13 protein-coding genes are annotated in these 12,027 nt (G+C 69.4%); 5 read left to right on the forward strand and 8 right to left on the reverse strand.

What is annotated here, in order from left to right; all coding sequences use genetic code 11:
• Window positions 1-109: 109 nt before the first annotated feature.
• Entirely contained in the window at window positions 110-544 is a 435-nt protein-coding gene (locus tag JRZ79_RS21425) for a hypothetical protein (RefSeq protein ID WP_205251100.1), read from the forward strand.
• 50 nt (window positions 545-594) lie between these two features.
• Here JRZ79_RS21425 and citZ read toward each other — a convergent pair whose 3' ends face one another.
• Window positions 595-1,725: a citrate synthase gene (gene citZ / locus JRZ79_RS21430; RefSeq protein WP_205251101.1), complete on the reverse strand. Its 1,131-nt coding sequence runs from the start codon at window positions 1,723-1,725 to the stop codon at window positions 595-597.
• A 110-nt stretch (window positions 1,726-1,835) separates the two neighbouring features.
• Here citZ and JRZ79_RS21435 point away from each other — a divergent pair, with 110 nt between their 5' ends.
• Complete coding sequence (locus JRZ79_RS21435; RefSeq protein ID WP_205252168.1) at window positions 1,836-3,092, forward strand: potassium channel family protein; 1,257 nt, start codon at window positions 1,836-1,838, stop codon at window positions 3,090-3,092.
• Here the strand turns inward: JRZ79_RS21435 and JRZ79_RS21440 are convergent.
• Window positions 3,089-3,358 (reverse strand): hypothetical protein, encoded by a 270-nt coding sequence (locus JRZ79_RS21440; protein WP_010903550.1) that lies wholly within the window; start codon window positions 3,356-3,358, stop codon window positions 3,089-3,091. The genes JRZ79_RS21435 and JRZ79_RS21440 overlap by 4 nt on opposite strands.
• 85 nt (window positions 3,359-3,443) lie before the next feature.
• On the opposite strand from JRZ79_RS21440, the gene JRZ79_RS21445 reads away from it, so the two are divergent.
• Window positions 3,444-4,400 (forward strand): succinylglutamate desuccinylase/aspartoacylase family protein, encoded by a 957-nt coding sequence (locus JRZ79_RS21445; protein WP_010903551.1) that lies wholly within the window; start codon window positions 3,444-3,446, stop codon window positions 4,398-4,400.
• 45 nt (window positions 4,401-4,445) lie between these two features.
• Complete coding sequence (locus JRZ79_RS21450) at window positions 4,446-5,537, forward strand: threonine synthase (RefSeq protein WP_205252169.1); 1,092 nt, start codon at window positions 4,446-4,448, stop codon at window positions 5,535-5,537.
• Here the strand turns inward: JRZ79_RS21450 and JRZ79_RS21455 are convergent.
• Both JRZ79_RS21455 and JRZ79_RS21460 read right to left on the reverse strand, forming a co-directional pair.
• Window positions 5,534-5,755: a hypothetical protein gene (locus tag JRZ79_RS21455; protein ID WP_010903553.1), complete on the reverse strand. Its 222-nt coding sequence runs from the start codon at window positions 5,753-5,755 to the stop codon at window positions 5,534-5,536. The two genes, JRZ79_RS21450 and JRZ79_RS21455, sit on opposite strands and share 4 nt — an antisense overlap.
• Window positions 5,756-5,832: 77 nt before the next feature.
• Entirely contained in the window at window positions 5,833-7,095 is a 1,263-nt protein-coding gene (locus tag JRZ79_RS21460) for a tRNA(Ile)(2)-agmatinylcytidine synthase (RefSeq protein WP_205252170.1), read from the reverse strand.
• Window positions 7,096-7,228: 133 nt separating this feature from the next.
• Here JRZ79_RS21460 and JRZ79_RS21465 point away from each other — a divergent pair, with 133 nt between their 5' ends.
• On the forward strand, window positions 7,229-8,191 hold the full coding sequence (locus JRZ79_RS21465) for a transcriptional regulator (protein ID WP_012289434.1): 963 nt from the start codon (window positions 7,229-7,231) through the stop codon (window positions 8,189-8,191).
• Here JRZ79_RS21465 and JRZ79_RS21470 read toward each other — a convergent pair.
• From JRZ79_RS21470 to JRZ79_RS21485, 4 genes are all read right to left on the reverse strand, one after another.
• Entirely contained in the window at window positions 8,188-9,300 is a 1,113-nt protein-coding gene (locus JRZ79_RS21470; RefSeq protein ID WP_231546313.1) for a mechanosensitive ion channel family protein, read from the reverse strand. The genes JRZ79_RS21465 and JRZ79_RS21470 overlap by 4 nt on opposite strands.
• Before the next feature lie 77 nt (window positions 9,301-9,377).
• On the reverse strand, window positions 9,378-9,623 hold the full coding sequence (locus JRZ79_RS21475; protein ID WP_010903557.1) for a glutathione S-transferase N-terminal domain-containing protein: 246 nt from the start codon (window positions 9,621-9,623) through the stop codon (window positions 9,378-9,380).
• A gap of 65 nt (window positions 9,624-9,688) precedes the next feature.
• Complete coding sequence (locus JRZ79_RS21480; RefSeq protein ID WP_205252172.1) at window positions 9,689-11,125, reverse strand: NCS2 family permease; 1,437 nt, start codon at window positions 11,123-11,125, stop codon at window positions 9,689-9,691.
• Between the two features lie 118 nt (window positions 11,126-11,243).
• Entirely contained in the window at window positions 11,244-11,963 is a 720-nt protein-coding gene (locus JRZ79_RS21485) for a phosphoribosyltransferase family protein (RefSeq protein WP_010903559.1), read from the reverse strand.
• Between the last annotated feature and the right edge of the window lie 64 nt (window positions 11,964-12,027).

A 12,027-nucleotide genomic window follows, 5' to 3' on the forward strand; every position in this document is an offset into this window, starting at 1 on the left:
TTCCGCAGTCGCGACTGCGAATCAGGTGGTCGATCGTGCCGTGAGGGATCGGTCTACGCAGCACAGGACACCGAGAAAGCATTTACCCGATCGGGGAGCACACGCAGCCATGTCCAGGGCCCGGACCCGGCGGCGCTTGCTTTCGAGTGTGGCGCTCGCCGTCGCCGCAGGACTCACCGGCTGTTCGACGCACAGACAGTCGGACACAGCACCGAACGGAACGTCACTGACGGATTCAACGGCCAAAGAACGGGCGCTCGCTGCCGAAGCGGAGTATCTTCGGTCCGAACTGGCCGGCGCGAGGTGCCTCGACAGCTGGGGAACCAGTGCGACGGCGGTTCGAAAGAACGCGACGGTCACCAACCGGACAGCGGACGGCGTTCGCGTTGCGGTGGTTCATCCGTACTGGAGCACGGAATCGTGGACCGAACCAGCGTCGAACAGGTCGCATAAGACACACACGGACGGTGGCTCACACGCCCACTACCTCGTGACGCCGGCGACCGTCGAGCGTGTCGACGGCGACCCGCTGGCTCCGTGCTGAGTGTGCAGCCGGGGTGGCTCCGAGCGGAGCAGCCGAGCGAACAGTGACAGTTACCGCTCGTCGAGGGGCGTGCTGTCGCGGTCCTCGGCACCCACGTATCGCGCGCGCGGTCGGATGAGGCGATTGTCGTCGTACTGTTCGAGGACGTGGCCGACCCAGCCGCCGACGCGGGACATGGCGAAGATCGGCGTGTAGATGTCGACGGGGATCCCCATCTGGTAGTACGTCGACGCCGAGTAGAAATCAACGTTCGGCGCGAGGCCCTTCTCATCAGCCATGTAATCCTCGATGGCGACGCTCATCTCGTACCATTTGGTGTCGCCGGCGGCCGCACCGAGCTCCTCGCTGCGCTCGCTGAGGATGCGCGCCCGGGGGTCTTTGACGTTGTAGACGCGGTGGCCGAACCCCATCACGCGCTCGCCGTTCGCCAGGGCGTCCTGGACCCAGGACAGCGGGTCCTTGTCGCTGTCGTCGACCTCCTTGAGCATCCGCATGACGTTGGCGTTCGCGCCGCCGTGGAGGCTGCCCGAGAGCGTGCCGATCGCGGACGTGACCGCGGCGTGGACGTCCGCCAGCGTGCTTGCCGTGACCATCCCGGAGAACGTGGACGCGTTCAGGCCGTGGTCGGCGTGCAACACCAGCGCCTGGTCGAAGACGTCCGCGAGCACGTCGTCGGGCGCCTCGCCGTTCAGCATGTACAGGAAGTTCGCGGCGTGGCCGAGGTCGTCGCGGGGCGCGACCACGTCGTCGCCGTTCCGGAGGCGCGTGAACGCCGCGACGATGGTGGGGAGTTTCGCGGTGATGCGTTTCCCTGACTCGCGGGCGTCGTCGGGGTCCGAGCTGCCGGCGGTGTCGTCGTGCGCGGACAGCGCCGAGGCGGCGGTTCGGAGCGCGGCCATCGGGTCGGCGTCGGCGGCCGCGAGGTTCTCGACGAGCGCGAGGACGTCGTCGTCGATCTCGCGGTGGCTCGCCATGTCCGCCCGGAAGGCGTCGAGTTCGGATCGCGTCGGGAGGTCGCCGTGCCAAAGCAGGTACAACACTTCCTCGTAGCTGGCGGTGCGCGCGAGGTCCTCGATGGCGTATCCGCAGTACACGAGCTTGCCGGCGTCGCCGTCGATGAAGCTCAGGTCGGATTCGGCCACGAGCACGTCTTCGAGCCCCTTCTTGAGTTCGTCGGACATGCTATAGGCTCACCCACGCCGGTCCTAATGGGTATCGGTTTTTTGTGTGAAATAATCGCTCGGGGCCGAGCACGCCAACGTTTAACGCAACCGGGGGCGAAGCCGGGCGTATGGGTGGCCGCGTCGAGTACGAGCCGGCGAGCGCGAAAGACCTCCTCGTGGAGCTGAAAGACACCGCCGAGTTGCTCGTCGACCTGTCGTTTTCGGCGGTGTTGCACGGCAGCAACAACGTCGCCGACGAGGTGCTCCGCCTGGAGAAGCGCATGGACGTGCTCCAGTTGCGCGCGCGAATGACGCTACTGTTGGCGGCACGCAGCCCCGCTGACGCTGAGTCGCTTGCCCCCGTCTTGGGGGTGGTGGCGGCGACCGAGAAGATGAGCGACGCCGCGGGCGACATCGCGAAAGTCGTTCGCGAGGACGTGGGGCTGCCCGACGCGATGCAGGGCGCGCTGCCCGACGCCGCGGAGTCACTGGTCCGGGGGCGGTTGGTGGCCGACTCGCGGTACGCCGACCGGACGCTTGGCGACGTGGACCTGGAGACGAACACCGGCGTGCGGGTGATCGCCGTCCGCCGCGGCGACGGCGACGCGGGCGACTGGCTGCCGAACCCGGGGCCCGAGACGACGCTGCGGCCCGCGGACGTGCTCCTGCTCCGGGGTCCCACGACCGGCGTCGAGGGCGTCTACGAGACGGTGACGGGGACGGCGTACGACCCGCCGGCGCCCAGCGAGCCGGCGGTCGCGGACCTCGGGCGCGCGGTCACGTCGGTGGCGTTGATGAAGAACATGAGCGAGCTCGCCGTCGATCTGGCGTACGGCGCGGTGCTGTTCGACGACGACGGGCTGGCCGAGGAGGTCGTCGAGTTGGAGGCGGAAGTGGACGCCCTGAAATCCCGGTTCGAGGCGTGGACGCTGCGCGCCGCCACGGACATCGCCGATCCCGTGTCGCTGCGCGGGCTGATGCAGATCGCCACGGCGACGGAGGTCATCAGCGACGCCGCCGTCGAGATCAGCGAGGGGGTGCTCCGTGGGCTTGACACCCACATCGTCGTCCAGGAGGCCGTCGAGGCCTCCGACGAGGTGGTGGTGCGGGTGCCAGTGGGCGCGGGCGGCGAGCTTCCGGGGACGACACTCGGCGACCAGCGCGTGAAAACCAGGACCGGAATGCGAATCATCGCGGTTCGACGGGGTGCCACATCGGACACCGGTGACGTGGCGGCGGCGGGCAGCCGGGACGGACACCGCAGCCCCGAGGACGCGTGGGTGATCGAGCCGGGGCCGGAGACCACTGTCCGGGCGGGTGACGTGTTGCTCGCGAAGGGGACGCGCAGCGGCGCACAGAAGCTGCGGGAGCTGGCCGGCGCTTAATCGGAGTCCGGGATGTCGACCGTCTTCGAGACGCGGTAGGCAGCGCCCAGCGTGAACACGGCGGTTGCGAACATCGCGACCGTGAACGCCAACACGAGCCCCATGCCGGCCAGATACGGGGTGGGGTAGGCGGAGCCGCCGGCTGACACCACGAACAGCCAGTAGGTTCCGATCGCGACGAGCGCGCCGACGACGGCGCCGCGTTTGACCTGCGTGGCCACGTTCAGCGCGTCCAGGAGGTTCTGTACGCCGGGCCGTTCTGGCATAGGCGGGTGTTGTGGCGGCCGGGCTTTAGCCCCGTTGGTTCGGCGACCGAATCGCTGAAGGGACGGCCGGTGGAACCGACACACAATGACCAGCCTTGGCACCGCGTCGGCCGCACCCGGGGAGTTCGACAGTGGCCGCCTCACGGTCGGCGAGACGCGCGACGGCACCACGCTTGGGTTGCCGGTCGCGGTCGTGAACGGCGCGCGGGACGGCAAGACGCTGTACATGCAGGCCGCGAGCGACGGCGACGAACTCAACGGCGTGGGTGTGGTGCGACGCGTCGTCCCGCAACTCGACCCCGCGGAGATCGCGGGGGAGATCCTGATCGTGGGCATCGCGAACCTGCCCGCGTTCCGGGTGGCCGAACACCGCAACCCCATCGACGACACCAAGCTGAACCGCGCGTACCCCGGGACGGCCGATGGATCGTCGAGCGAGCGCATCGCGCATGCGACGTTCACGGCCGCCGAGAGCGCCGATCTCGTCGTCGACCTCCACCAGGGGTCGACCTCCCGGATGATCAACGAGGTGCGCGTGCGGTGTGGCCGCCACCACCGCCTGCACTCGCAGTGCCTGGAGCTCGCGAAGGTGTTTGGCACCGGCCACGTGCTCGATCAGAAGGGGCCCGACGGGCAGCTCGCGCGCGCCGGACCGAACACGGGCGTGCCCACCATCGACCCCGAACTCGGCGGGTGTGTCGGGTGGGACGCCGACTCCATCGAGTACGGCGTCACCGGCGTGTTCAACGTGTTGCGGCATTACGGCTTCCTGGATGGGGACGTGGACACGACCGAGCAGGTGCGCGCGCGCGAGTTCGACCGGTATGGGTCGCCGGCCGGCGGGCTCGTGGACTACGCCGTGGAGCTCGGGGATCGCGTCGACGCCGGGGACGCGCTGTTCGACGTGACCGATCCGTTCGGGATGCTGAAAGCGACGGTGACCGCCGACCGCAACGGGATCTTCTGGCGGTCCCGCCGCAAACCCCAGGTGGCGACCGGCGAGTACGTGTGTTCGGTGGGGGCGCGGGTGGACACGTACTAGCGCGACACCGCTGGGCTGACGTGGCGGGGCGGCGATGAACACCGTATGCTTGTGTGCCGGTCGTGTGGCGCGACGTACGAGACGGGTCCCGAGGAGCCGTGGCGCTGCCGGGCGTGTGAGCACGCCGTTGATTTCGCCGAGCGCCCACGGGCGACCGGGGACCCGACGGCGGTCGATCCGACGGCGGGGCTGTGGGCGTTCTCGGAGTTCCTGCCGGTGGCCGCCGACGATGCCGTGTCGCTGGGGGAAGGGTGGACGCCGTTGGTGTCGGCGTCCGAGTGGGACGCCGAGTTCAAACTCGATTACGTGTGTCCGTCGGGCAGCTACAAGGACCGCGGCGCGGCGGTGCTGATGACGCGGGCGGCGGCGCTGGGTGTGGATCGCGTCGTCGAGGACTCGTCGGGGAACGCCGGGGCGGCGGTCGCGCAGTACGCCGCGCGGGCGGGCATCGACGCGGAGATCTACGTGCCAGCGGACGCCCCGGCGGCGAAGCTGGACGCGATGGAGGCCGCCGGCGCGACGACCGTGCCGGTGGCGGGCGGACGGCGTGCGGTGACCGAGGCGTGCGTCAGCGAGGCCGTCGGGAGCGACGCGTGGTACGCCAGCCACGCGTGGTCGCCGTCGTTCTACGCCGGGACGGCGACGGTCGCCTACGAGATCGCCGCCCAGCGGGGGTGGCGTGCGCCGGACGCGGTGGTGGTGCCCGTCGGCCACGGCACGCTGCTGTTGGGCGCGTACCGGGGGTTTCGGGCGCTCGCCGCGGGCGGCTGGATCGAGTCGATGCCACGACTGCTGGGCGTGCAGGCGGCGGGCGTGGAGCCGGTCGCCGCGGCGGTCAACGGGTCGGCATCGGACGAAGACGCGGTCAACGAGGCGGCCGACGGGATTCAGATCCGGTCGCCGGCCCGCCTGGATCAGGTGGCGGCTGCGGTGGCGGCGACCGACGGCGACGTGGTGGCGTGTGGCGAGTCAGCGACCACGGACGCGCTGGCGTCGCTGCACGAGGCCGGGCTGTACGTCGAGCCGACGAGCGCGGTGGCTGTCGCGGGGCTTGCGGCGTACCGAGCGCGCGGCGTGGTCGGTGACAGCGATGACGTGGTCGTTGCGTTGACCGGCAGCGGCCTGAAGAAGCCCTAACGCCACTCCGAGAGGGCGGTGAACGCGTCGTCGGCGGCGGTGATCCACGTCGTGACGAGCGTGTCCGGGTCGGCGTCCGCGGGGAACAGCGTGCACTCCTCGTGGCCGTCGGTGGCCGTTTCAACCCGAGCGAGCACTCGGCCGGACGCAGCGCTCGTCGGCTGTTCGTCCGGCGTTACGGCGTCGTCGTCACGGTGAGTGCGACTGCCCGGTGACATACGCGGAGTTTCGACAACGAGACGGTAAAATGTGGGGGTGGACTACGGCTGCACGAAAATCGGCATAAAACACTTATCTATCGCTCCGGATGAACCGCCGCGTCCCAGTCACCGCGGACCAGTGGCTGTGCGATGTGGCGGCGCGCGCACGGCGGCACCTCGTACCAGCCGGGGTCAAGCGCGCGCTCGATGAGCCGGTGGGCGGTCCCGGGGGCGGTCGTCGAGCAGTCCCGGCACCGGTAGCCTTGGGTTGCGCCCGCGCTCTCCATGGTCGTCCCGCAGTCCGGACACACCGGGGTCGTCGGCGTGGTGCGTGTGAGGCCGCGCACGGCGAACTTCTCCAGTTTGAGCGTGCCGTCGGCAACCTCCCCGCAGGCGGTGATGCGGTCGCCGGGGCGGAGGTTGCGGACGTGGTCGCGGAACCGCTTGGTGGGTTCGAACGCCACACAGGCCAGCGTCGCCTCGCCGTCGGTGATCGGCACGAACACGTGGCCGCCCTCCCGGGTTTCGGGGTGGTCGGCAACGACGCCCTCGACGCGGTAGCCGCGGCCGTCGCGGGCGTCCGCAAGCGGTGCGTCGGCGAGGTGGGCGTCGGTGCCCTGGTTGGTGACGAACAGCTCGCGCGCGTGGGGCGGCTCGCTGTCGATGTCGGCGGCGACGGCCTGGACCGCGTCGGCGTCGTCGCCCCGGATGCCGTAGAGGATCGGCCCCGGCGTGTGTGGCACGCAGACGAGGTCGTCCTCGACGTGGTCGACGGTGTCCCAGGCGGCGGGGTAGGCGTCGTCGGCGGCGGCGAACACGCTGTCGGCGTCGACACGCCGGGTGGTTCCCCAGCGGTCGCGGGGGCGATACTGGATGCACTCGTAGGTCCAGTCGGAGAACGCCGTCCACGCGCCGACGGCGGCCAGCGCGCCCACGACGCCGCGGCCGGTCCCCCAGCCGGCGGTTCGGTAGCCGTGGGCGGCCGCCAGCGCCGCGGCGTCGGCGGGGTCGATGTCGGCGCGGAGCGCGCGGTGGGCGAACGCGGCGACCGGAGCCGGCGCGTCGGCGTCGTGAGCGACGACGACCCCGGGGTTGGTGCGGTCGTCGTCGATCTCGGCGTGCGCGCTGACGATCCGTCGCGCGGTGTCGAAGCCGACCTGCGGGTCCACGTCGGCGTGCACGGCGAGGGCGGCGTTCCCGCGGGTCTTGTACGCGACCGCGGGGTTCAGGCGCACGAGGAGCACGCGGTGGACGGTGCAGCCGGCGGCCCGGAGTTCCTCGGCGACGAGGTGGGCGGCGTACGTCGTACACATCCCCGCGGTCCGGGAGTCCGTGTCGTCCAGCGCCACGACGGTCATGGCGCGCCCTACGCGGGTGGCCGTCTTCGACGTTGCGGTCACGGCGGCCGAACCGAGCGCGGAGTAGAAACAGGGCCAGCGGCGCTGGCACCGTCACAACGCATATATGGTGGCAAAGACCTATCACCGTGGTATGTCACGGTCGGCTCTCATCGAGAACGTCACCGCGATGCTCGCAGACGCGGGCTTTTCGGTGAGCGACCGGTGTGCGACGCGGCCCAAGAGCTTCGACGTCGCCGCGCGGCGCGGCAGCGACGTGGTGTTGATGAAGGTCCTCGTGAACATCGACGCCTTCGACGCTGAGACCGGCGCCGAGATGCGGCGGCTGGGAACGTATCTCCACGCGACGCCACTGGTCGTGGGACTGCGAACGCGCGACGAAGACCTCGATCCGGGGGTGGTGTACTTCCGCCACGGCGTCCCCGTGTTCAACCCCGATACGGCGATGGAACTGTTCGTCGACGGGATCCCGCCGCTCGTGTACGCGGCACCCGGCGGGCTGTACGTGAACATCGACGGCGACGTGCTCGCGGACCGCCGCGAGGACGAACGGTTGAGCCTCGGCCAGCTCGCCAGCGAGCTCGGCGTGTCACGGCGCACGGTCTCGAAATACGAGGACGGAATGAACGCGAGCATCGAGGTGGCGATGCGCCTGGAGGACCTCTTCGGGGGTGAACTCACGGCACCGGTCGACGTGATGGACGGCGCCGAAGACGTCCGGGACACGGATCCGACCCCGGACGATCCGGAGGCGGCCCCCGAGGACGTGCCCGTGTTGTCCGTGCTCGCGCGAGTGGGGTTCGAAGTGCATCCGACGGTGCAAGCGCCGTTCAAAGCGGTCGGGGAGGCGGGCGCGGGCCACGACCGGCTGCTGACCGGGCACTCGGCGTTCACCGAGGCCGCCGTCAAGCGCGCCCGCATCATGAGCTCCGTCGGCGAGGTCACGCACACGCGGGCGGTGTACGTCGTCGACGAGGCCGGCCGGGAGTCCGTCGACGACACCGCGATCGTGGAACGCGAGGAGCTGGCGAACGTCGACGACTCCGAGGACCTCCGGGATCTGCTGGCCGACCGCGGCGACCTCCAGGAGGCCTAAGCCTGGAGGCTGTCGTCCTCGGTGAGGAGCTGGCGGTGGGGGTACGGGATGTCGATGTCGGCGTCGTCGAGGGCTGTTTTCACCGCGCGCACGACCGCCGCGGTTGCCATGCTGCGTTTGGCGGGACTCGGGTGGGTGATCCAGAACCGACACTCCAGGACGATCGCGGAGTCACCGAGCGCCGTCGGCACGACCTGCGGGGCCGGCGTATCGAGGATCCGCGACACGTCGGTGATCGCGTCCTCGATGACGTCCTCGGCGGTTTCGATGTCGGCGTCGTAGTCGACGCCGACGGCAACGGAGAGCCGAAGCCGGTCGAGGCTCGTGCGGTTCGTGATCGTCGCGTTCAACACGTTCTCGTTGGGGATCACCACCTCCTCGCCGCTGGGGTTGCGGACGCGGGTGTTGACCACGGTGATGTCGGTGACGGTGCCCTCGGCGTCGGCGAGCGCGATCCAGTCGCCGATCTCGAAGGGGCGCGCGACCATCAACACGAGCCCGGCGATGAGCGAGCCGATGGTGGTGCGGGCGGCGGTGCCGATGACGATCCCGAGGAACCCCGCGCCGACGAGGAGGCCACTGGGATCGACCCCCCAGATCGTGAGCGCGGCGATCCCGGCGGCGACGAGCACGGTGATCTGTAACACGCGGAATACGACGCCCTGTTGGTGTTGGGTGAGGGTGTCGGAGGCCTCGGCGTAGGCGGTGATGCGTGCGTCGACCACGTCGAGAGTGACCAGGGCGGCTCCGGCGATCCCGATCGTGACCGCGAGCCGGACGGCCACGGGCAGCAGGTCGGCGAGGCTCGCCACCGCCAGCATGACGAGGTCGACGTACCCCCAGACGAGAAGCGCCAGCAGCGCGGCGGCCGCGAGCAGCACCGCCTGAGTCAGTCTGACGACGATCCCGGTCGGGAAGTCGATCGAGAACGCCGTGGGGTCGCCGGGGATGCGGTCGTCGGTGAGCACGCGAGCGGTGAGCTGGCGGTGGACGCCGCGGATGATGCGGGGGGCGACCAGCCACGCGGCACCGACCGCGACGACGGCGAGCGCCGCGGTGACGGCGAGGCGTGCCTGTGTCGATGCCAACGCGTCGATGATCGACTGCACTCGGTGAGCCACGCGCACGGATGTACCGACTGACGCGCGCGGTGCTCAAAAAGTCAGTGGCACCTGCCAGCGGGCAGTTACTCGGCGTAGTGCTGTTCGAGGTGGGCGACGATGTCGTCGCTTTCGGGCATGCCGTCGATGTCGTGGTCGGGGTCGACGAGCACCGGCACGCCGGTCTGTCCGCTGACCGATTCGACGGCGTCACGGTCGCTGTGCGAGCTGGGGACCTCGTGTTCGACGTAGTCGAGGCCGAGCTCGTCGAGTTTCGTTTCGACTTTCGCGCAGTACGGGCAGCCCGGGAGCTTGTAGAGTTCCAGCGACATACACCAGTATACGGGGCAGCGAGTGAAGAGTGCGGTGGACCGAGCAGGAACAGCCGGTTCGCGGATCAGACGGCGGCGGCGAGGACGCCGCTGGTGCGGACGTAGAAGTAGACGATGAACGCGGCGGCCAGCAGCCACTGGCCGATGGCGACCTCGTCGGCGTCGCCGGTGGCGACCTTGACGACGGGGTAGGAGACGATGCCGGCGGCGATGCCGTACGCGATGGAGTACGTGAACGGCATCACGATGATGGTGAGGCCGGCGGGAATGGAGTGCGTGATGTCATCCCAGTCGATCGCCGTGACGTTCGCGAGCATCAGCAACGCGACGACGACGAGCGCGATGTGGCTGGCGTACTGGGGGATGGCGGCGGCGAGCGGGACGACCAGCAGCGACAGGAAGAACAGGACGGCGACGACGAGCGCGACCATGCCGGTGCGGCCGCCTTCCTCGACGCCGGTCGCGGATTCGATGTAGGTGGTGACCGTGGAGGTGCCGATGATCGCGCCGAAGGTGGTGCCGATGGCGTCAGCCATCAGCGGTTCGTCGGCGTCGGGAAGGTTGCCGTCGGTGTTCAGGAAGCCGCCGGCTTGGCCGACACCGACGAGCGTGCCGGCGGTGTCGAAGAAGTCCACGAAGAAGAACGTGAACACGATGAGCGCGAAGCTGAACGCGTCGATGTCCTGGAAGCCGGCGAGGAATGCGCCGACGAGCGGCGTGATGTCGTATTGGGCGTGTGGGAGGCGCTGGGTGGCGATGCCGCCGGTGCGGACGAAGTCCCCGATGAGGACGCCGGGGTCGACGACGCCGGCGAACGTGAGCACGCCGCCGGTGGCGGCGGTCGCGATGATGCCCAGGACGATGCTGCCGGTGACGCCGCGGGCGTGGAGCGCGATGGTGAAAAACAGGCCCAGAATGGAGACGACGGCGACGGGGTTCTGCGCGAGGTTGCCGAGCGCGAGGATGGTGCCGGCGTCGCCGACGACGATGCCCATGGCTTCGAGGCCGATGATCGCGAGGTACAGCCCGATACCGGTTCCGACCGCGAGCTTGACCGGCTCGGGGAACAGTGTGATGACGTATTCGCGCGCGCCGACGGCCGTGAGCACGATGAACAGCAGTCCCTCGGTGAAGACGGCGGCGAGCGCGGTCTGCCAGGGGACGCCGAGCGTGCCGACGACGGTGGACGCGAAGAAGGCGTTGAGGCCCAGGCCGGGCGCGAGCGCGAACGGGCGGTTGGCGTAGAACGCCATGACGAGCATGGCGACGCCGGACGCCAGGAGCGTGACGACCGCCAGCATTTGGACGGTTTGGTCGTGGCTGTAGTTCGCCAGCGCGATGCCTGGTTTGACGACCTCGCCGGCCGTCGTGCGTTGTGTCATGACGACGGGGTTGACCAGGACGATGTACGACATCGCCAGAAACGTGGTCAGCCCGGCGACGAGTTCCGTCCGCAGGTCGGTGTCGTGGTCGTCGAATCCGAAGTACTCAGCGAGCCCCATGATGCACGTGTGGCCACATCCCCAGGACGTACTTGAGCCTTGTTGTACACGTTCGACGTTCGTGGTTGCTTATGGGAGTTTGTGGTGAAAATAATGCACAATTACGGATAGAATCCGGCTAGAGGTCGTCCAGATCGGTGAGCGCGCCGACCGGGGCGTCGGTGCGTTCCCGGGCACGGTCGACGCCGGTTTCCCCGGCGGCGATGAGCGCGAACACGCCGGTCACGTCCGCGCCGGCGGCGTCGGCGATGTCCAACAGCAGCTCCTGGGTCTCCCCCGATCGGATGAGGTCGTCGACGACGAGCACGGTGTCACCGTCGTCAAGCGCCGACGCCGGCAGATAGTACGTGAACTCGATGCCGGATTCGAGGCGTTGGCGGGCTTCGACGAACTCCTCGACGGCGGTTTCCTTGGACTGCTTGGCGTACGCGCAGTCGGCGCCGTAGTAGCCAGCCAGCGCCGCCGCCAGCGTGATCCCGTCGGTGGCGGCCGTCAGCACCACGTCGGGCGCGTCGAAGTCGAACGTTTCGGCGGCGACGGGCGCGACCAGTTCGAGAAACGACTGGTCGAAGACGATCCCGGAGTTGTCCACGTAGCCGTCGTCGTCGACGTGCACGCGGGCCGCGAGTTCCGCCTGGAGGAGGTCCGCGCCGGCGTTCTGGACGACCTCACGGGCGCGGTCGGCGCTTGGCAACACGTGGCCGTTGACGTAGCGGTTCAGGTCGCCGGCGGGGAGTCCGGTGTCGGCGGACAGCTCGTCGTAGGTGCGGGTCTCCTTGAGGGTGCGGAGAACGTCGACTGCCTGCAGTTGGAGAGTGGCTTTCTCAGCTCGGTTCATACCGACCCACACGGTTCCACAAACTTGAATACCGCGAAGCGGGGCGCAGGCGGACCGTGCTCAA

Origin of the sequence: Halobacterium sp. BOL4-2 (assembly GCF_016917835.2) — an archaeon.
In the GTDB taxonomy this organism is placed as follows: Archaea; Halobacteriota; Halobacteria; order Halobacteriales; family Halobacteriaceae; genus Halobacterium; species Halobacterium salinarum.

Excerpts from the sequence above, each read along its gene's own strand:
- JRZ79_RS21460 (WP_205252170.1), bottom strand. The coding sequence starts at position 7,095 with ATGACCGTCGTGGCGCTGGACGACACGGACTCCCGGACCGCGGGGATG.
- JRZ79_RS21455 (WP_010903553.1), bottom strand. The coding sequence starts at position 5,755 with ATGTCACCGGGCAGTCGCACTCACCGTGACGACGACGCCGTAACGCCG.
- JRZ79_RS21475 (WP_010903557.1), bottom strand. The coding sequence starts at position 9,623 with ATGTCGCTGGAACTCTACAAGCTCCCGGGCTGCCCGTACTGCGCGAAA.
- JRZ79_RS21480 (WP_205252172.1), bottom strand. The coding sequence starts at position 11,125 with ATGGGGCTCGCTGAGTACTTCGGATTCGACGACCACGACACCGACCTG.
- JRZ79_RS21440 (WP_010903550.1), bottom strand. The coding sequence starts at position 3,358 with ATGCCAGAACGGCCCGGCGTACAGAACCTCCTGGACGCGCTGAACGTG.
- JRZ79_RS21465 (WP_012289434.1), top strand. The coding sequence starts at position 7,229 with ATGTCACGGTCGGCTCTCATCGAGAACGTCACCGCGATGCTCGCAGAC.
- JRZ79_RS21435 (WP_205252168.1), top strand. The coding sequence starts at position 1,836 with ATGGGTGGCCGCGTCGAGTACGAGCCGGCGAGCGCGAAAGACCTCCTC.
- JRZ79_RS21445 (WP_010903551.1), top strand. The coding sequence starts at position 3,444 with ATGACCAGCCTTGGCACCGCGTCGGCCGCACCCGGGGAGTTCGACAGT.
- JRZ79_RS21450 (WP_205252169.1), top strand. The coding sequence starts at position 4,446 with ATGCTTGTGTGCCGGTCGTGTGGCGCGACGTACGAGACGGGTCCCGAG.
- JRZ79_RS21485 (WP_010903559.1), bottom strand. The coding sequence starts at position 11,963 with ATGAACCGAGCTGAGAAAGCCACTCTCCAACTGCAGGCAGTCGACGTT.
- JRZ79_RS21425 (WP_205251100.1), top strand. The coding sequence starts at position 110 with ATGTCCAGGGCCCGGACCCGGCGGCGCTTGCTTTCGAGTGTGGCGCTC.
- citZ (WP_205251101.1), bottom strand. The coding sequence starts at position 1,725 with ATGTCCGACGAACTCAAGAAGGGGCTCGAAGACGTGCTCGTGGCCGAA.